At 59.1% G+C, this 18,201-nt stretch carries 19 protein-coding genes and 1 tRNA gene; 6 read left to right on the forward strand and 14 right to left on the reverse strand.

Features of this window, described 5'->3' with window-relative positions; all coding sequences use genetic code 11:
* Positions 1-65 precede the first annotated feature (65 nt).
* The 6 genes from gcvH to ACA044_RS23685 all read left to right on the forward strand — a co-directional run bounded on the left by gcvH (position 66) and on the right by ACA044_RS23685 (position 7,198).
* Positions 66-449: a glycine cleavage system protein GcvH gene (gene gcvH / locus ACA044_RS23660; protein ID WP_497443526.1), complete on the forward strand. Its 384-nt coding sequence runs from the start codon at positions 66-68 to the stop codon at positions 447-449.
* 9 nt (positions 450-458) lie between these two features.
* On the forward strand, positions 459-3,308 hold the full coding sequence (gene gcvP / locus ACA044_RS23665; protein ID WP_497443527.1) for an aminomethyl-transferring glycine dehydrogenase: 2,850 nt from the start codon (positions 459-461) through the stop codon (positions 3,306-3,308).
* A 166-nt stretch (positions 3,309-3,474) separates the two neighbouring features.
* Positions 3,475-4,851 (forward strand): L-serine ammonia-lyase, encoded by a 1,377-nt coding sequence (locus ACA044_RS23670; RefSeq protein WP_497443528.1) that lies wholly within the window; start codon positions 3,475-3,477, stop codon positions 4,849-4,851.
* 33 nt (positions 4,852-4,884) lie between these two features.
* Entirely contained in the window at positions 4,885-6,009 is a 1,125-nt protein-coding gene (gene gcvT / locus ACA044_RS23675) for a glycine cleavage system aminomethyltransferase GcvT (protein WP_497443529.1), read from the forward strand.
* 392 nt (positions 6,010-6,401) lie between these two features.
* Positions 6,402-6,614 (forward strand): cold-shock protein, encoded by a 213-nt coding sequence (locus ACA044_RS23680; protein ID WP_003175786.1) that lies wholly within the window; start codon positions 6,402-6,404, stop codon positions 6,612-6,614.
* Positions 6,615-6,709: 95 nt separating this feature from the next.
* Positions 6,710-7,198 (forward strand): RDD family protein, encoded by a 489-nt coding sequence (locus ACA044_RS23685; RefSeq protein WP_497443530.1) that lies wholly within the window; start codon positions 6,710-6,712, stop codon positions 7,196-7,198.
* 113 nt (positions 7,199-7,311) lie between these two features.
* Here the strand turns inward: ACA044_RS23685 and nadA are convergent, their stop codons facing one another.
* The 14 genes from nadA to ruvC form a co-directional block, all read right to left on the reverse strand.
* Positions 7,312-8,370, reverse strand: a complete 1,059-nt coding sequence (gene nadA / locus ACA044_RS23690) for a quinolinate synthase NadA (RefSeq protein ID WP_497443531.1) — start codon at positions 8,368-8,370, stop codon at positions 7,312-7,314.
* Positions 8,371-8,643: 273 nt separating this feature from the next.
* A tRNA-Lys gene (locus ACA044_RS23695) sits at positions 8,644-8,719 on the reverse strand.
* Between the two features lie 63 nt (positions 8,720-8,782).
* On the reverse strand, positions 8,783-9,475 hold the full coding sequence (gene queC, locus ACA044_RS23700) for a 7-cyano-7-deazaguanine synthase QueC (protein WP_497443532.1): 693 nt from the start codon (positions 9,473-9,475) through the stop codon (positions 8,783-8,785).
* Between the two features lies 1 nt (position 9,476).
* Positions 9,477-10,124, reverse strand: coding sequence for a 7-carboxy-7-deazaguanine synthase QueE (queE, locus tag ACA044_RS23705; protein ID WP_095054352.1), 648 nt, complete (start codon positions 10,122-10,124; stop codon positions 9,477-9,479).
* A 165-nt stretch (positions 10,125-10,289) separates the two neighbouring features.
* The gene (gene ybgF, locus ACA044_RS23710) at positions 10,290-11,129 is read right to left on the reverse strand and encodes a tol-pal system protein YbgF (protein ID WP_497443533.1); all 840 of its coding nucleotides are present in this window, start codon (positions 11,127-11,129) and stop codon (positions 10,290-10,292) included.
* A gap of 6 nt (positions 11,130-11,135) precedes the next feature.
* Positions 11,136-11,633, reverse strand: coding sequence for a peptidoglycan-associated lipoprotein Pal (pal, locus tag ACA044_RS23715; RefSeq protein WP_003178634.1), 498 nt, complete (start codon positions 11,631-11,633; stop codon positions 11,136-11,138).
* A gap of 52 nt (positions 11,634-11,685) precedes the next feature.
* Positions 11,686-12,987 carry a Tol-Pal system beta propeller repeat protein TolB gene (tolB, locus tag ACA044_RS23720; protein ID WP_497443534.1) on the reverse strand — a complete coding sequence of 434 codons (1,302 nt, stop codon included), beginning with the start codon at positions 12,985-12,987 and terminating at the stop codon, positions 11,686-11,688.
* Positions 12,984-14,063, reverse strand: a complete 1,080-nt coding sequence (gene tolA / locus ACA044_RS23725; protein WP_111451445.1) for a cell envelope integrity protein TolA — start codon at positions 14,061-14,063, stop codon at positions 12,984-12,986. The genes tolB and tolA overlap by 4 nt, the downstream gene beginning before the upstream one ends.
* The gene (gene tolR / locus ACA044_RS23730) at positions 14,063-14,515 is read right to left on the reverse strand and encodes a protein TolR (RefSeq protein ID WP_162556275.1); all 453 of its coding nucleotides are present in this window, start codon (positions 14,513-14,515) and stop codon (positions 14,063-14,065) included. The genes tolA and tolR overlap by 1 nt, the downstream gene beginning before the upstream one ends.
* A 23-nt stretch (positions 14,516-14,538) precedes the next feature.
* Positions 14,539-15,234: a protein TolQ gene (gene tolQ, locus ACA044_RS23735; RefSeq protein WP_007897030.1), complete on the reverse strand. Its 696-nt coding sequence runs from the start codon at positions 15,232-15,234 to the stop codon at positions 14,539-14,541.
* Positions 15,224-15,691, reverse strand: a complete 468-nt coding sequence (ybgC, locus tag ACA044_RS23740) for a tol-pal system-associated acyl-CoA thioesterase (protein ID WP_497443535.1) — start codon at positions 15,689-15,691, stop codon at positions 15,224-15,226. Before ybgC ends, tolQ begins: the two co-directional genes overlap by 11 nt.
* Positions 15,692-15,818: 127 nt before the next feature.
* A complete protein-coding gene (gene ruvB, locus ACA044_RS23745) occupies positions 15,819-16,880 on the reverse strand; it encodes a Holliday junction branch migration DNA helicase RuvB (protein ID WP_008006678.1) in 1,062 nt (353 codons plus the stop codon).
* Positions 16,881-17,495, reverse strand: coding sequence for a Holliday junction branch migration protein RuvA (ruvA, locus tag ACA044_RS23750; protein ID WP_497443536.1), 615 nt, complete (start codon positions 17,493-17,495; stop codon positions 16,881-16,883).
* Between the two features lie 115 nt (positions 17,496-17,610).
* Positions 17,611-18,135: a crossover junction endodeoxyribonuclease RuvC gene (ruvC, locus tag ACA044_RS23755; RefSeq protein ID WP_258699405.1), complete on the reverse strand. Its 525-nt coding sequence runs from the start codon at positions 18,133-18,135 to the stop codon at positions 17,611-17,613.
* Positions 18,136-18,201 lie beyond the last annotated feature (66 nt).

Consider the following 18,201-nt stretch of genomic DNA (forward strand, 5'->3'; position numbering starts at 1 on the left):
AATCAGGGCACTGCCCGAGCATTCAATCGCGTCCACCAGACGAGTCTGGCCCCTTAGGAGTTTCCATGAGCGAGTTGCGTTTTACTGAAGATCACGAATGGCTGCGCACCGAAGCTGACGGCACCGTCACAGTCGGCATCACCGCTTTCGCGCAGAACGCACTGGGCGACGTGGTTTTCGTACAACTGCCTGAGCTGCAGTCCTACGAAAAAGGCGCTGAAGCCGCCACCGTGGAATCGGTAAAAGCCGCCAGCGGCGTGTACATGCCACTGGACGGTGAAGTGCTGGAAGTGAACCCGGCGCTCGACAGCAGCCCTGAACTGGTCAACGAAGATCCGCTGGGCGAAGGCTGGTTCTTCCGCTTCCAGCCAACCGACGCCTCGGCTGTCGGCCAACTGCTGGATCAAGACGCTTACGACCGTCTGATCAAAGCCAACGCTGAAGCCTGAGGAGCGGTCATGACTATTAATCTCAGCACTGCCAACGAATTCATCGCGCGCCACATCGGCCCGCGTTCGGGCGACGAGCAAGCCATGCTCAACAGCCTCGGTTTCGACTCCCTGGAAGCCCTGAGCGCCAGCGTCATTCCCGACAGCATCAAAGGCACCAGCGTTCTGGGCCTGGAAGACGGCCTGAGCGAGGCCGATGCACTGGCTTCGATCAAAGCCATCGCCGCCAAGAACCAACTGTTCAAGACCTACATCGGCCAGGGCTACTACAACTGCCACACACCGTCGCCGATCCTGCGCAACCTGCTGGAAAACCCGGCCTGGTACACCGCTTACACCCCGTACCAGCCAGAAATCTCCCAGGGCCGTCTCGAAGCGCTGTTGAACTTCCAGACCCTGATCAGTGACCTGACCGGCCTGCCGATCGCCAACGCCTCCCTGCTCGACGAAGCCACCGCCGCTGCCGAAGCCATGACCTTCTGCAAACGCCTGAGCAAGAACAAAGGCAGCCACGCCTTCTTCGCCTCTAGCCACTGCCACCCGCAAACCCTCGACGTGCTGCGCACCCGTGCCGAGCCTTTGGGCATCGACGTGGTGGTGGGCGATGAGCGCGAACTGACCGACGTCAGTGCGTTCTTCGGTGCTTTGCTGCAATACCCGGCCAGCAACGGTGACGTGTTCGACTACCGCGCACTGACCGAGCGGTTCCACGCTGCCAATGCGCTGGTCGCGGTCGCGGCTGACCTGCTGGCTCTGACCGTGCTGACCCCGCCGGGCGAATTCGGCGCCGACGTAGCCATCGGCAGTGCTCAACGCTTCGGCGTGCCGCTGGGCTTCGGTGGCCCGCACGCGGCCTACTTCTCCACCCGCGATGCGTTCAAGCGCGACATGCCGGGCCGTCTGGTCGGTGTTTCCGTGGACCGTTTCGGCAAGCCGGCCCTGCGCCTGGCCATGCAGACCCGCGAGCAACATATCCGCCGCGAGAAAGCCACCAGCAACATCTGCACCGCCCAAGTGCTGCTGGCCAACATCGCCAGCATGTACGCCGTGTACCACGGCCCGAAAGGCCTGACGCAGATCGCCAATCGCATTCATCACCTGACTGCGATTCTCGCCAAAGGCTTGAACGCATTCGGCCTGAACGTCGAGCAAGAAACCTTCTTCGACACCCTGACGGTTAAAACCGGCGCGCAAACCGCCACCCTGCATGACAAGGCCCGCGCCCAGCGCATCAACCTGCGTGTGGTGGATGGCGAGCGTCTGGGTCTGTCCCTGGACGAAACCACCAGCCAGGCTGACGTTGAAGCCCTGTGGAGCGTGCTGGCCGACGGCAAGGCATTGCCAGACTTCGCCGCCCTCGCCGCCTCGGTCGACAGCCGCATCCCGGCCACGCTGACTCGCCAATCGCCGATCCTCAGCCACCCGGTGTTCAACCGTTATCACTCCGAAACCGAGCTGATGCGCTACCTGCGCAAGCTCGCCGACAAGGACCTGGCCCTGGATCGCACCATGATCCCGCTGGGTTCCTGCACCATGAAGCTCAACGCCGCCAGCGAAATGATCCCGGTGACCTGGGCTGAATTCGGTGCCCTGCACCCCTTCGCTCCGGCCGAGCAAAGCGCCGGCTATCAGCAGCTGACCGATGAACTGGAAGCGATGCTCTGCGCCGCGACCGGTTACGACTCGATTTCCCTGCAACCTAACGCCGGTTCCCAGGGTGAATACGCTGGCCTGCTGGCGATTCGCGCCTACCACCAGAGCCGTGGCGAAGACCGTCGCAACATCTGCCTGATCCCCTCGTCCGCCCACGGCACCAACCCGGCTACCGCCAACATGGCCGGCATGCGCGTGGTGGTGACTGCGTGCGATGCCCGCGGCAACGTCGACATCGAAGACCTGCGCGCCAAGGCCATCGAGCACCGCGAGCATCTCGCGGCATTGATGATCACCTACCCGTCGACCCACGGCGTGTTCGAAGAAGGCATCCGCGAAATCTGCGGCATCATTCATGACAACGGCGGCCAGGTGTACATCGATGGCGCCAACATGAACGCCATGGTCGGCCTCTGCGCACCGGGCAAGTTCGGCGGCGACGTGTCTCACCTGAACCTGCACAAAACCTTCTGCATCCCACACGGCGGTGGCGGCCCGGGCGTCGGCCCGATTGGCGTCAAGTCCCACCTGACGCCGTTCCTGCCGGGCCACGCCCAGATGGAACGCAAGGAAGGCGCAGTCTGCGCAGCACCGTTCGGCAGCGCGAGCATTCTGCCGATCACCTGGATGTACATTCGAATGATGGGTGGCGCGGGTCTCAAGCGTGCTTCGCAACTGGCGATCCTGAATGCCAACTACATTTCCCGTCGCCTCGAAGAGCACTATCCAGTGCTGTACACCGGCAGCAACGGTTTGGTGGCACACGAGTGCATCCTCGACCTGCGCCCATTGAAAGACAGCAGCGGCATCAGCGTCGATGACGTCGCCAAACGCCTGATCGATTTCGGTTTCCATGCTCCGACCATGTCGTTCCCGGTGGCCGGCACGTTGATGATCGAGCCGACCGAAAGCGAATCCAGGGAAGAACTGGACCGCTTCTGCGACGCCATGATCCGCATCCGCGAAGAAATCCGCGCGGTGGAAAACGGCACGCTGGACAAGGACGACAACCCGCTGAAAAACGCGCCGCACACCGCCGCGGAAATCGTCGGTGAGTGGACTCACCCGTACAGCCGCGAGCAAGCCGTTTACCCGGTAGCGTCGCTGATCGAAGGCAAGTACTGGCCACCGGTCGGTCGCGTCGACAACGTCTTCGGCGATCGCAACCTGGTCTGTGCCTGCCCGTCGATCGAAAGCTACGCTTGATCTATAGGGGGCGGGTTCGCTCGCCCCCCTTTTCAAGAACACCCGCATCCCCTGTAGGAGCGAGGCTTGCCCGCGAAGAGGCCATCAAGACCGCAAAAAGCTTCGCGGGCAAGCCTCGCTCCTACAGTTTCGCGTTGCGCCTATAACAAGAAACCGGAGAACAACCATGTCGTTAAGCGTGTTCGACCTGTTCAAGATTGGCATCGGCCCCTCCAGCTCCCACACCGTCGGCCCGATGCGTGCCGCTGCGCGCTTCGCCGAAGGTTTGCGCCGTGAAGGATTGTTGCCGGTAACCACCTGCGTCAAAGTCGAGCTCTACGGCTCGCTCGGCGCCACCGGCAAAGGCCACGGCAGCGACAAGGCTGTGTTGCTGGGCCTGGAAGGCGAACACCCGGACACCGTAGACACCGAATCCGTCGCCGCCCGCCTGCAAGAGATTCGCGGCAACGGTCGCCTGAACCTGCTCGGCGAACACAGCATTGCGTTCAACGAGAAAGAACACCTGGCGATGATCCGCAAGCCGTTGGCCTATCACCCCAACGGCATGATCTTTCGCGCATTCGACGCGGCGGGTCTGCAAATCCGCAGCCGCGAGTACTACTCGGTCGGCGGTGGCTTCGTGGTCGATGAAGACGCCGCCGGCGCCGACCGCATCGTTGAAGACGCCACGCCGCTGACCTTCCCGTTCAAAAGCGCCAAGGACCTGCTCGGTCATTGCACCACCTACGGCCTGTCGATCAGTCAGGTGATGCTGACCAATGAAAGCGCCTGGCGCCCGGAAGCAGAAACCCGTGCCGGTTTGCTGAAAATCTGGCAAGTGATGCAAGACTGCGTCACCGCCGGTTGCCGCAACGAAGGCATCCTGCCCGGCGGACTGAAGGTCAAACGTCGGGCTGCGGCGCTGCATCGGCAACTGTGCAACAACCCGGAATCGTCGTTGCGCGATCCGTTGTCGGTGCTGGACTGGGTCAACCTGTACGCCCTGGCGGTCAATGAAGAAAACGCCAACGGCGGACGCGTGGTCACCGCGCCCACCAATGGTGCCGCCGGAATCATTCCGGCGGTGCTGCATTACTACATGCGCTTCATCCCTGGCGCCAACGAAGACGGCGTAGTGCGCTTTCTGCTCACCGCGGCGGCGATCGGCATTCTGTACAAGGAAAACGCTTCGATCTCCGGCGCCGAAGTCGGCTGTCAGGGCGAGGTCGGCGTCGCCTGTTCCATGGCGGCCGGCGCCTTGTGCGAAGTGCTCGGCGGCACGGTACAGCAGGTGGAAAACGCGGCCGAAATCGGCATGGAACACAACCTCGGCCTGACCTGCGACCCGATTGGCGGGCTGGTGCAGGTGCCTTGCATCGAGCGCAACGCCATGGGTTCGGTCAAGGCCATCAATGCGGTGCGCATGGCCCTGCGTGGCGACGGTCAGCACTTCGTCTCCCTGGACAAGGTCATCCGCACCATGCGCCAGACCGGCGCCGACATGAAAAGCAAATACAAGGAAACCGCCCGTGGCGGTTTGGCGGTCAACATTATCGAGTGCTGATGCACGCATCTGTACTATTTTCAGGAGCTGGATATGTCCACCGAACAACTGTTGAAAACCCCGTTGCACGCGCTGCACCTCGAACTCGGCGCCCGCATGGTGCCATTCGCCGGCTACGACATGCCGGTGCAATACCCGCTGGGCGTGATGAAAGAACACCAGCACACCCGTGATCAGGCCGGGTTGTTCGATGTATCGCACATGGGCCAGATCCGCCTGACCGGCGCCAACGCGGTCAAAGCCCTGGAAACTCTGGTGCCGGTGGACATCATCGACCTGCCGGTGGGCATGCAGCGCTACGCGATGTTCACCAACCAGACCGGCGGCATCCTCGACGACCTGATGGTCGCCAACCTGGGTAATGACGAGCTGTTCCTGGTGGTCAACGCCGCCTGCAAGGATCAGGACCTGGCTCACTTGCGCCAGCACATCAGCGACCAATGCACGATCGAGCCACTGTTCGAAGAGCGCGCACTGCTGGCGTTGCAAGGTCCGGCCGCCGTCACCGTGCTCGCACGCTTGGCGCCGGAAGTTGCGAAGATGACCTTCATGCAGTTCGCCCGCGTAAAGCTGTTAGGCGTGGACTGCTTTGTCAGCCGTTCGGGCTACACCGGTGAAGACGGTTTCGAAATCTCCGTACCGGCCGCCAATGCCGAAGCCCTGGCTCGTGCCCTGCTGGCCGAACCCGAAGTAGCAGCCATCGGCCTCGGCGCTCGCGACTCCCTGCGCCTGGAAGCCGGCCTGTGCCTCTACGGCCACGACATGAACACCGAAACCACACCAATCGAAGCCAGCCTGCTGTGGGCCATCTCCAAGCCTCGTCGTGCCGATGGCGCGCGGGCCGGGGGCTTCCCTGGCGCTGAAACCGTGTTCGCCCAACAGCAGGCCGGTGTCAGCCGCAAGCGCGTTGGCCTGCTGCCGCAGGAACGTACTCCCGTGCGCGAAGGTGCAGAGATCGTCAACGAAGCCGGCGAAATTATCGGCAGCGTGTGCAGCGGCGGTTTCGGGCCGACCCTCGGCGGTCCGCTGGCCATGGGTTACCTCGACAGCGCTTATATCGCTCTGGATACGCCGGTTTGGGCCATTGTTCGTGGGAAAAAGGTGCCTTTGCTTGTAAGCAAAATACCATTTGTTCCACAACGCTACTATCGGGGTTGATTGACTGTTTCTATAAGTAACGCGGTTGGGTTAACAGTGCACTAATCTGTAACGCAACCGCCATAAAACAGTGCATACGCCGCGTTTATGAATGTTACTTATAACAATCGAAAACAATTGAACAACGCTGTCGAATAAGCCGCCACTAGTGCCCCCTCTAACTGCCATCAAGCTGAGGAAATCCGGGGCTTCTCAGGGCTTGTATTTTCTCCCGTAGTTGGCGTAGAGTTTGTTCACTGTGTTTGCATGGGTCGCTTGGAATCGTGACCTGGGCAGTAGCCTACAAGTTAGCTACATCCCGTTCGACGTCTTCTTACTCTCCTGCAACCAGCCCCAGTACTCTTTCACGAGAAGGAGACTGTCATTCATTTTTGCGTCAAAGGAAATAAGAAATGTCCCAACGTCAGAGCGGTACCGTCAAGTGGTTTAACGACGAGAAAGGTTTTGGTTTTATCACTCCAGAAAGCGGTCCGGATCTGTTCGTACATTTCCGCGCTATTCAGGGCAACGGCTTCAAGAGCCTGAAAGAAGGCCAGAAAGTGACTTTCGTTGCTGTGCAAGGCCAGAAAGGCATGCAGGCTGACGAAGTACAAGCAGAAGCCTGATCTTCTGTAACGAAAAAGCCCCTGATACTGATATCAGGGGCTTTTTTGTGCGCGTAAATCCGTAAAATGGCTTCTTTTTCTGCTCTGAGGCTGCCATGTCGAAACACCTGCTCAACCCACAGGGCGACTTTCCCGCCGTCGGCCTGGGTCGTCACCTGGCAGCGATGTTCTACGACTTCCTGTTGTGCACCGCCCTGCTGATCGTCACCAGCGGCATTTACAAGATGATCCAGATGGCAGTCATCGGTGAAGAAAAAATGCGCGCCCTGACCGAAGCCGGCGCGCTCGACGGTGATCCTCTGCTGTCGACAGTGCTGCTGTTTGTGCTGTTTGGCTTCTTCGCCAAGTTCTGGACCTGGTCGGGCCAAACCCTGGGCATGCAGGTATGGGGCATCCGCGTGCAAAACGCCGACGGCTCATCCATCAGCCTGTGGCAGGCGCTGCTGCGCTTTGTGGTATCGATCGCGTCCTGGCTATGCCTGGGGCTAGGGTTCTTCTGGTCGCTGTTCGATAAACAGAAGCGCAGCTGGCACGACATCTATTCCAACACCCAGCTCGTACGCATTCCAAAGAAGACCAAATAACTGTGGCGAGGGAGCTTGCTCCCGCTGGGGTGCGAAGCGCCCCCAAATGCGGCTGCTGCGCAACCGAACGGGAGCAAGCTCCCTCGCCACAACAGCTCTCGCCACAGTAAGTATTAGGCGTTACCGGCCAACTTCATCCGCGCTGCCTGCGTGAAATCAAGCATCCGCTTCAACGGCCGCACCGCCTGCGGAATCAACGCCGGATCAACGAAGATCTCGTTGGTCCCTTCACGCAAGCTCTTCAGCATGCGCTCAAGGGTGTTCATCGCCATCCATGGGCAATGCGCGCAACTGCGGCAGGTCGCGCCGTTACCGGCCGTTGGCGCTTCGATGAAGACCTTGTCCGGGCACAGCTGCTGCATCTTGTAGAAGATGCCGCGGTCAGTGGCGACGATCAGGGTCTTGTTTGGCAGGCTTTGCGCAGCAGCGATCAACTGACTGGTGGAACCCACCGCGTCGGCCAATTCGATCACCGCAGTCGGCGACTCCGGGTGCACCAGAATGGCCGCATCCGGGTACAGCGCTTTCATGTCTTCGAGCTGCTTGGCCTTGAACTCTTCGTGAACGATGCAGGCACCGTCCCACAGCAGCATGTCGGCACCAGTCTTGCGCTGGATGTAAGTACCCAGGTGCTTGTCCGGGGCCCAGATGATGGTTTCGCCGTTATCCATCAGGCTTTCGACGATTTCCACCGCGCAGCTGGAAGTCACCACCCAATCCGCCCGGGCTTTGACTGCCGCCGAGGTGTTGGCATACACCACCACCGTACGTTCCGGATGTTGATCGCAGAACGCCGAGAACTCGTCCACCGGGCAACCCAGGTCCAGCGAGCAGGTCGCTTCCAGGGTCGGCATCAGTATGCGTTTTTCAGGGTTGAGAATCTTGGCGGTTTCGCCCATGAATTTCACACCGGCGACCACCACGGTCTTGGCCGGATGGGCATTGCCGAAGCGGGCCATCTCCAGAGAGTCGGAGACGCAGCCACCGGTTTCTTCGGCCAAGGCCTGAATGACCGGATCGCAATAGAAGTGAGCAACCAGCACCGCGTCCTGAGCCTTGAGCTCGGCAGCGATGGCAGCACGGTAATAAGCCTCTTCCTCGGCCGTCAGCGGCTTGGGCTGCTTGGCATCGAGGTGGGCTTGAACCAGAAGGCGTTCGGAAATTTGCGTCATGATCGCAAGACCTGCGGGCGCTTTCGCGCGAAAGTCGAGTATACACCCGGCTCCGGACCCTTCGGGGTACCGCCGGGAGAGTGAGTATTCATCAGGTAAGGACAGCGTTGAAGCTGCGCAAGGCTACAGAATATCCCGTGGATGCAAAAGATGATTCTGACCTGCGTCACGCAGTGCGATTCCGGATTGAGACGACCTCAAATCGCGGGCAAAAAAAAATCCGGAAATCCTCACTTGCGTGGGCCTTCCAGACTTTTAAAACTGCTACAAAAATGGTGGGTCGTGTGGGATTCGAACCTACGACCAATTGGTTAAAAGCCAACTGCTCTACCAACTGAGCTAACGACCCGCTGTGTGGTGGCGCGTATAATACTGATTTTTAAAGGTTATTCAACACCTAATTTGAAATAAATCAGAAATAAGGTGTTGGGTCGGTCACGCCGGCCACCGCGAAGCCTTCTGCACGCAGACGGCAGCTGTCGCATTTACCGCAGGCACGGCCGTTATCGTCCGCCTGATAGCAGGAAACGGTCAGCCCGTAATCGACACCGAGCTTCACCCCTGCCTGAACGATCTGCGCCTTGCTCAGGTTCTGAAGTGGCGCCTGGATACGGAAGCCCTGCCCTTCTACCCCAGCCTTGGTCGCCAGGTTGGCCATGCGCTCGAAAGCTTCAATGAACTCGGGACGGCAATCCGGGTAGCCGGAGTAATCCACCGCGTTTACACCGATAAAGATGTCACGCGCGCCCAACACTTCGGCCCAGCCCAGCGCCAGAGACAGAAACACGGTGTTACGCGCAGGCACATAAGTCACCGGAATGCCCTCGCTCGGCGCTTCCGGCACGTCGATGGAACTGTCGGTCAGGGCCGAGCCGCCAATGCCGTTCAGGTTCAGACCGATCACCTTGTGCTCGACTACGCCCAGGTCACGGGCAACACGCTCGGCGGCATGCAGTTCAGCACGGTGGCGCTGACCGTAGTCGAAGCTCATGGTGTAGCAGCTATAGCCTTCGGCCCGAGCCATGGCCACGACCGTCGCCGAGTCAAGGCCGCCGGACAGCAGGATGACCGCACGTTTTTCAGCAGTGTTCAGTTGTTCAGTCATTTCAGCGCCCCGGCTCGTCATTCCAAAGATATTTATGCAGCTGCAATTGCAGACGCACAGGCAGATTGTCCGCCACCACCCAGTCCGCCAGATCACGCGCGTTCAGGTCATGGTGGCTCGGCGAGAACAGGACTTCGCCGGCACGCAGGTCAAGACCGTACTGAATCAGCTTGGACACCGCCCAGTCGTAGTCTTCCCGCGAGCAGATGACAAACTTCACCTGATCGTTAGGCGTGAGCAGTTCGATGTTCTCGTAGCGGTTGCGGTGTGCCTCTTTCGAGCCAGGGGTTTTCAGGTCGACGACGCGACTGACCCGTGGATCGACTGCCGAGATGTCCAGCGCGCCACTGGTTTCCAGCGACACTTCGTAACCGGCGTCACACAACTGCTTGAGCAATGGGATGGCATTCGGTTGCGCCAGGGGTTCGCCACCCGTGACACAGACGTAACGCGGGCGAAAACCGGCCACTTGCTCGAGGATGTCGTCGAGGGTACGAATGGTGCCGCCAGTGAACGCGTAGGCGCTGTCGCAGTATTGGCAACGCAATGGGCAACCGGTCAGGCGCACAAAAACAGTGGGCAGCCCGGCAGTCCGCGTTTCACCCTGTAACGAGTAGAAAACTTCGGTAATTCTCAATGTGTCTTGCATAGTCGCCACGGGCGTAACAGCTAAACAGGCTGTCCGCCTCCGTCAGGCACTTTAGGGAACCCCGCCAACGCGCAAGTCCCAAAAAGCGTGTTTCATAAAAAGGGCATGAATTCTAACGAAAAAACCCGCGACAAGCGCGGGTTTCTTCAAAACGGTCAAGCAGGCTTACATGCGCTGCAAATCGCGTTGCGCCAGCTGAGCGGCGGAAGTGCCCGGATATTGGGACACAACTTGTTGCAGAATACCTTTGACCCTGTCGGTATGACCGAGGCGGCGTTCTACATCAGCGAGCTTGTACAGCGAATCAGGCACCTTGGCGTGCTTGGGGTACAGCTGCGAAACCTTGGCAAAAGCCTGACCTGCACCTTGCAGATCGCCTTTGGCCAGGTTCACTTCACCCAACCAGTACTGGGCGTTGCCCGCGTATTGGCTGTTCGGGTATTTGCGCAGGAATGCGGCGAAAGCCTGGCTGGCCTTGTCGAAATCCTTGGCTTTGATCAGGTCGAAGGCTGCATCGTAGTACAGTTTTTCCTTCGCCGGGTCAGCCGGTTCGCCACCCGCGGCAGGGACTTGAGCGGCGGCCGCTCCCGCCCCTGCGCCGGCTGCTGCACCGGGGGCATTCAAATCGCCACCGGTGGAAGAATTATCAGGAGTCGCGGCTGGTGCAACGCCGGTTCCTATGCGCCGATCAAGATCCTGATATCGCTCCAGGTTCTCTTGCTTCATGCGCGCTACATCATTTTGCAGTTCTTCGATCACACCCTGTTGGCGCGAGATCTGATCCTGCATTTGTTGCAGTTGGTTGAACAGCTGGCCCTGTGCCGAGACAGGGGCCGAAACCCCTCCCCCGGCATAGGCGCCGTTCGTACCGTAACCCGCAGGCGGATAACTACTCCCGCTATTGTTATAGCCGGAGTTGTCCTCGACCACAGGAACCGCAGCCCACACCGCAAGCGGTGCGAGGCTGAGAGCCAAAACAGTTACAGCACGACGGCACGTTCGCATGACGAATTACTTACGCAGTTCGACGCGACGGTTTTGAGCCCAGGACTGCTCGTCGTTGCCGGTAGCAACTGGACGCTCTTCGCCGTAGGAAACCAGTTCCAGCTGAGCTGGGGAAACACCTTGCAGTACCAGGTAGCGCTGAACGGCTTTCGCACGACGCTCGCCCAGTGCCATGTTGTACTCACGAGTACCACGTTCGTCGGTGTTGCCTTCCAGAACAACGCGAGCGCCGTTTGCTTTCAGGTCTTTGGCGTGAACGTCCAGAGCGCGCATGGCTTCTGGCTTCAGGTCCGAGCTGTCGTATTCGAAGTAGAAGGTGGTGATTGCGCGCAGAGCAGCTTCTTCGCTCAAGGAGCCATCAACAGCACCAGTGTTAGCGCCGTAACCAGCGTTTGGATCGACAGCGCCTTCACCGGCATTGTCGCCGCCTTTGGACGAGCAACCTACAGCTACAGCCATGGCCAGAGCCAGCGCAGCAAATTTACCAAACTTCAGCATTTCCATCGTGAAACTCCTAATGAACCCCAGTGTGTTAAGTACAACGTGTAGCGCCGCGTCAGTTCAGGTAAGGGGACCAGGACGGTTCTCTGACTTCGCCTTGTGCGGTAGGAAGCGGGAGCCTCACGCGTCCATTAATGGACACGAGCATCAAGACTCCCCGGCCCTGCTGGCGGGTGGCGTAGATTACCATGGTGCCGTTGGGCGCAACAGTAGGCGACTCGTCCAGAGTGCTATCAGTGAGGATCTTTACACTACCGCGCTGCAAATCCTGGGCCGCCACCTTGAAATTGGTGAAACCCTCTTGGCGATGAATCATCACCAGGGTCTTTTCGTCAGCCGACAATTTAGGGTTGGCGTTGTAGTTACCAATAAAGGTCACACGCTCCGCACCACCACCGCCTGCGCTGGTTTTGTAGATCTGCGGCTTGCCGCCACGGTCGGAGGTGAAGTAGATGGTCGAACCATCTTTACCCCAGAACGGTTCGGTGTTGATGCCTTGGCCGTTGGTGACGCGACTGATCTGTCGCGAACCCAGGTTCATCACATAAATGTCCGGGTTGCCGTCTTTCGACAGTACGAACGCCAGGCGCTGACCATCCGGCGACCATGCTGGCGCACCATTCAGGCCTTCGAAGTTGGTGATCTGCTCACGGCGACCGGTGTCGATGTTCTGCATGAAAATGCGCGGACGCTTCTGCTCGAACGACACATACGCAATGCGCTTGCCATCCGGTGCAAAACGCGGCGACAGGATTGGCTCGCGCGATTGCAGCAGCGTCACGGCACGGGCACCGTCATAGTCCGAACGTTGCAGCGTGTAGCGAGTGTTCTTCTCGGAGAACCGCTCGGCCGTCACGTACAGCAGGCGAGTCGAGAACGCACCTTTGATACCGGTGAGTTTTTCGAACGACTGGTCGGAGATGTAGTGCGACATGTCGCGCAGTTGATCGACGCTGCCCGACACGCTGCCGGTCAGCACTTGCTGCTCGGTGGCGACGTTGAACAGTGCGTATTGAACCTGCAGACGACCGCCCGCCGGAACAATGCTGCCGACCATGACGTACTGGGCACCCAGCGCCTTGAAGTCACGGAAGATAATTTCGCCGGCCTGGCTTGGCTGGCTGATCATGTTCTGTTTTGGAATCGGCGAGTAGTAACCCGAGTTGCGCAGGTCGTTACCGATAATTTCAGCCATGTCGTCCGGCAGCACGCTGCCGCCCTGGTTACCAAATGGAACGACTGCGATCGGGGTGGCCCGATCACTGCCGCTGGTGACCAGAATGTTTTTTTCATCGGCTGCCGCTATCCCTGCCAGGCAGCAAATAACGACAAGCATTCCTCGAAGAAGGTTTCTCACAAGGCTAGATCCTCAGGTGTGAATGTCATCTTGAATGAACGATAGGGAGCGAAATCGCTCGGTTTCATTCCCTGCATTTCTGTCAAACGTCCAATGTTCTTGACCGCCGCTACAGCGGAAGCGTCAAACGGACCATCGCCGCTGGACTTGGCCACGCCAACCGAAGTCACCGTACCATCCGGCAACATGCCGATTTGCAACACGACCGTCATGCCTTTGCGCGCCGAAGGTGGACGAGCCCAGCCTTCCGCTGCACGAGCACGAATCAGATCATCGAAACTGCCGGCGACTTCGTCACCCTGCTCATCGGCCAAGGCCTGCTGACGCTGCGGCGTATCGGAAAGCAAATCTGCCAGGGCCTGAGCCTTTTTGTCTTCGGCGGATTTACGTGCCGCTTCCTGCGATTTTTTCTTCGCAGCATCGGCAGCAGCTTTCTTCTTCGCATCTTCGGCGACTTTCTTCTTCGCCTCTTCAGCTTCAGATTTCTTCTTGGCGTCTTCCGCGGCTTTCTTCTTCGCGTCTTCGACGATCTTTTTCTTGGCTTCTTCAGCGGCCGCTTTCTTGGCCTCTTCTTCAGCAGCTTTCTTGGCTTCTTCTTCAGACTTCTTCTTGGCTATATCAGCCAATTGTTTCTCTTCGGCCTTTTTGGCTTCGGCGGTCTTCTTCGCTTCGTCGGCTTTCTTGGCTTCATCAGCCTTCTTTGCCTCTTCCGCTTTCTTCGTCTCGTCGGCCTTCTTGGACTCTTCGGCTTTTTGAGCCGCATCTTCCTTCTTTTGTTCCGCGGCCTTGATCGCTTCCTGTTCGATCTTTTTCTGTTCCATCTGTTCGACTTCGGTCTGACGTGCGGCGGATTTTTTCGCCTCACCCGCAATCTTCTGATTGGTCTGGGTGGTCGCCTGACTTTTCGATTTCAGCTGGTACAAGGTCGCCTGGACAATCGGCTTGGCCGGCGGCAGTTCCGGTGTGAAGGCAAAACTGACGAACAGCATGCCAAAAACCAGCACGTGCAAGACAAGCGCCCAGACGCTAGGCCAGAAATAGCTTTCCGAGGCGGACGGCTCTCGCATTTGCTGCATCAGGGTGCCTCGGTAATCAAGCCAACATTACCGACCCCGGCTTTCTGCAACCCGCCCATGGCGCCCATGACGGAGCCGTAATCGACGGTCTTGTCGCCGCGGATGAATACCTGGGTACGCTTGCCGCCTTCAGTACCGGCGCGAATGATCTTGGTCACGGCGTCGGTCATTTGCGGCAAGGTCATGGCCTTGTCCTGCTGCTTTTCGGTGTCGACTTCGCTGCCAAGGTTCCAGTAGTAGGTCTTGTCAGACTTGATCGAAATGGTCAGGACCTGGGTGTTGTTGTCCTGCGGCAAGGCTTCGCTGGAAACCTTGGGCAGATCAACTTTCACGCCCTGATTGAGCATCGGCGCGGTCACCATGAAGATGACCAGCAGTACCAGCATCACGTCGATGTAAGGCACCACGTTCATCTCGGCAACCGGCTTGCGCTTTTTGCGAGCTCGAGCGATTAAAGCCATTGGAAATTACCTGCTTATTCTTCGCTGGTGTGCACTTTGCGGTGCAGGATCGCCTGGAATTCGTCGGCGAAGGTGTAGTAACGGCCCAGCAAGGTTTCGCTGCGAGCAGCAAAACGGTTGTACGCGATAACGGCCGGGATGGCGGCGAACAGACCGATCGCGGTAGCAATCAGTGCTTCGGCAATACCAGGGGCCACAGTGGCCAAGGTCGCTTGCTGGGCAGTTGCCAGACCACGGAAGGAGTTCATGATGCCCCAGACCGTACCGAACAGACCGATGTACGGGCTGACGGAACCGACGGTGGCGAGGAACGGCAGGCTCTGCTCGAGTTTTTCTTCCTCGCGGGAGATGGCCACGCGCATGGCACGGGCCACACCTTCCATGACCGCTTCCGGGTCAACGCCTGACTGCTGACGCAGACGGGAGAACTCCTTGAAGCCGGCACGGAAGATCTGCTCGACACCCGAATCCGGATCAGGGTTGCTGCCGGCCTGACGGTAGAGTTTGGACAGGTCGATACCCGACCAGAAGCGCTCTTCAAAGCTCTCCAGGGCACGTCGACCGGCGCGCAGCAAGTTGCTGCGCTGAAAGATCATGATCCATGAGGTCACCGATGCGGCTACCAGGATCAGCATTACCAGTTGCACCACGATACTGGCATTGCTGACCAGGCTCCACATGGAGGAATGGTCGACGACGTTAGCTTCCACGCTTTATCTCCTGCTTTGAGTGTGTACCCGCGCCGCTCACGTCGGCAAAGGCCGCACGTAGAGCTTCGGGAATGGCCCGGGGTTTCAAACTGTTAGTGCGCACACAGGCCACCAGAAACTGCCCTTCGCAGAGCAGCACATTATCCGTAGCCCGCCTGACCTGCTGCTTGAAGCGCAGGCTGACCCGGTTCAATTCAATTACGTCAGCGCTTACCAGCAGTTCGTCGTCCAGTCGCGCCGGCGCGTGGTAACGCGCTTCGCTGGAATGCACGACGAACAACAGGTCCTCCCCTGCCAGCGCCGACTGGGCAAAGCCCAGCTCCCGGAGCCGCTCGGTTCGAGCCCGTTCCATAAACTTGAGGTAATTGACGTAATACACGATGCCGCCGGCATCGGTGTCCTCGTAATAAACGCGACAACGATGTGCGAACGGCTCAAGCCCGTTTTGCGCGCGCATACTCTAGTGCTTACTCCTCAGGTTGCCAATCCGGCCAGGCAACTGTTTTTCAATGTTCTGCGGCTTTCTTGCGAAAGAACGGTCCTGGGACCGCACATTGCCCGAAAAAATCAGCACGCAAAGGTAATTAATCGTCCACGGCATCGAGGAACTCGTCTACCACGGGCATCTCGCCTAATCGTGACGGGATGTTTAAACCGAAGTGCAGATACGCATGCCGAGTGACCACCCGCCCCCGCGGCGTGCGCATGATGTAGCCCTGCTGGATCAAATACGGTTCCAGCACGTCTTCAATGGTGTGACGCTCTTCGCTGATGGCCGCCGCCAGACTGTCCACCCCCACCGGCCCACCGTCGAACTTCTCGATCATGGTCAACAGCAAGCGTCGGTCCTGATGATCGAAGCCACGTTCGTCGACATCCAGCAGGTTCAGCGCCAGATCGGCGATCGGTTTGGTGATATGCCCCTTGGCACGCACTTCGGCAAAATCCCGGACCCGACGCAGCAAGCGGTTGGCGATCCGCGGCGTGCCACGGGCACGGCGGGCGATTTCGAAGGCGCCTTCCGGGTCCAGCGGCAAACCGAGGATGTTCGCCGAACGGCTGACAATCGTCGCCAGGTCAGCGGTGTTGTAGAACTCCAGGCGCTGGACGATCCCGAAACGGTCGCGCAACGGGTTGGTCAGCATGCCTGCACGAGTGGTCGCACCGACCAGGGTGAACGGCGGCAGATCGAGTTTGATCGAGCGCGCGGCCGGCCCTTCGCCGATCATGATGTCGAGCTGGAAATCTTCCATGGCCGGGTACAGCACTTCTTCGACGATCGGCGACAACCGATGGATTTCGTCGATGAACAGCACGTCATGGGGTTCAAGGTTGGTCAGCAACGCCGCCAGATCACCCGGACGCTCGAGTACCGGCCCCGAGGTGCTTTTGATCGACACGCCCATTTCCTGGGCAATAATGTTGGCCAGGGTGGTTTTACCCAGGCCCGGCGGGCCGAAAATCAGGGTGTGATCCAGGGATTCATTGCGCCCTCGCGCAGCCTGGATGAACAACTCCATTTGCTCGCGAACGGTTGGCTGGCCAATGTATTCGGCCAGGCTGACTGGACGAATCGCCCGGTCCTGGACTTCTTCGCGGTCACGGGGGCCACCCGTGGCGGCGATCAGACGATCAGCTTCAATCACTTAGATCATTCCCTTCAGGGCACGACGAATCATGTCTTCACTGCTCAAACCTTTCTCCTTGATCGAGGAAATCGCCCTGCTGGCTTCCTGTGGCTTGTAGCCCAGGGAAATCAGCGCGCTGACCGCGTCATTTTCGGCAGTGGCGACCGGAGGCGCATCTGGCCCACCCGGCTGGTTTGGCACCAACGCGAACATCGCCGGCACGGTTTCCCAGGCCTTGAAGCGGTCCTTGAGTTCCACTAGCAAACGCTCGGCCGTCTTCTTGCCCACTCCCGGCACCTTGGTCAACGCCGAAGTGTCCTGGGACTGCACGCAACGGACCAACTCGTCGACCTCCAGGCTGGACATCAAGGCCAGCGCCAGTTTCGGCCCTACCCCATTGAGACGGATCAATTCGCGAAAAAAGTCTCGCTCACGCTTGCCGAAGAAGCCATAGAGTAACTGCGCGTCTTCGCGTACGACCAAATGGGTGTGCAAGGTCAGCGGTTCACCGACCGACGGCAAGCGATAAAGCGTGGTCATGGGCACTTCCAGCTCATACCCCAGACCATTTACATCCAGAATCAGGTGCGGCGGCTGTTTCTCAGCCAGGGTGCCGCGCAAGCGTCCAATCACGTTTCAGATCCTTGAGCGTTGGCCAGATCAGTGCTGGCGACTGACAGAACAAGGGTTTTGCGCCGACAACACAGGCGCAAAACCCTCATTCCATAAAAAATGATTGCTGATGCTATCAGAGACGCAGGCGCCCGCCACGACTGCGTGCCGTGCCCAGACCATGAGGCAACAGGCTGGAACGGGTGTGAGCGTGGCAAATCGCAATGGCCAGGGCATCCGAGGCATCGATTTGCGGCTTGCTGGTCAATTTCAGCATGTGCATGACCATCATCTGCACCTGTTCTTTATTTGCCGAGCCGGTACCAGTCACTGCTTGCTTGACTTGGGTGGCGGTGTATTCGGCGATTTCCAGGCTTTCCTCAGCGCCGGCCACGATAGCTGCGCCACGGGCCTGGCCGAGCTTGAGGGCCGAGTCGGCGTTACGGGCCATGAAGACTTTTTCGATGCCCATGGTCACCGGCCCGTAGGTCTGAATGACTTCGCGCACGCCCCGATAGACGATTTGCAGGCGCTCATGCAGCTCGCCGGAGCCCGTGCGAATGCAGCCCGACGCCACGTACACGCAGCCCCGCCCGGTATCACGTACTACGCCATAACCTGTGATACGCGAACCGGGGTCGATTCCAAGAATTAAAGTCATAACGCCTGCGGATTAGGTAAGAGCACTTTTTTGAACACGGCGAATAACAAACGTGGGAGCTGGCTT

Source organism: Pseudomonas sp. LBUM1673, assembly GCF_059695645.1.

Coding starts and splice junctions, on each gene's coding strand:
- gcvH (WP_497443526.1), top strand. CDS start 66: ATGAGCGAGTTGCGTTTTACTGAAGATCACGAATGGCTGCGCACCGAA.
- gcvP (WP_497443527.1), top strand. CDS start 459: ATGACTATTAATCTCAGCACTGCCAACGAATTCATCGCGCGCCACATC.
- ACA044_RS23670 (WP_497443528.1), top strand. CDS start 3,475: ATGTCGTTAAGCGTGTTCGACCTGTTCAAGATTGGCATCGGCCCCTCC.
- gcvT (WP_497443529.1), top strand. CDS start 4,885: ATGTCCACCGAACAACTGTTGAAAACCCCGTTGCACGCGCTGCACCTC.
- ACA044_RS23680 (WP_003175786.1), top strand. CDS start 6,402: ATGTCCCAACGTCAGAGCGGTACCGTCAAGTGGTTTAACGACGAGAAA.
- ACA044_RS23685 (WP_497443530.1), top strand. CDS start 6,710: ATGTCGAAACACCTGCTCAACCCACAGGGCGACTTTCCCGCCGTCGGC.
- nadA (WP_497443531.1), bottom strand. CDS start 8,370: ATGACGCAAATTTCCGAACGCCTTCTGGTTCAAGCCCACCTCGATGCC.
- queC (WP_497443532.1), bottom strand. CDS start 9,475: ATGACTGAACAACTGAACACTGCTGAAAAACGTGCGGTCATCCTGCTG.
- queE (WP_095054352.1), bottom strand. CDS start 10,124: ATGCAAGACACATTGAGAATTACCGAAGTTTTCTACTCGTTACAGGGT.
- ybgF (WP_497443533.1), bottom strand. CDS start 11,129: ATGCGAACGTGCCGTCGTGCTGTAACTGTTTTGGCTCTCAGCCTCGCA.
- pal (WP_003178634.1), bottom strand. CDS start 11,633: ATGGAAATGCTGAAGTTTGGTAAATTTGCTGCGCTGGCTCTGGCCATG.
- tolA (WP_111451445.1), bottom strand. CDS start 14,063: ATGCAGCAAATGCGAGAGCCGTCCGCCTCGGAAAGCTATTTCTGGCCT.
- ybgC (WP_497443535.1), bottom strand. CDS start 15,691: ATGCGCGCGCAAAACGGGCTTGAGCCGTTCGCACATCGTTGTCGCGTT.
- ruvC (WP_258699405.1), bottom strand. CDS start 18,135: ATGACTTTAATTCTTGGAATCGACCCCGGTTCGCGTATCACAGGTTAT.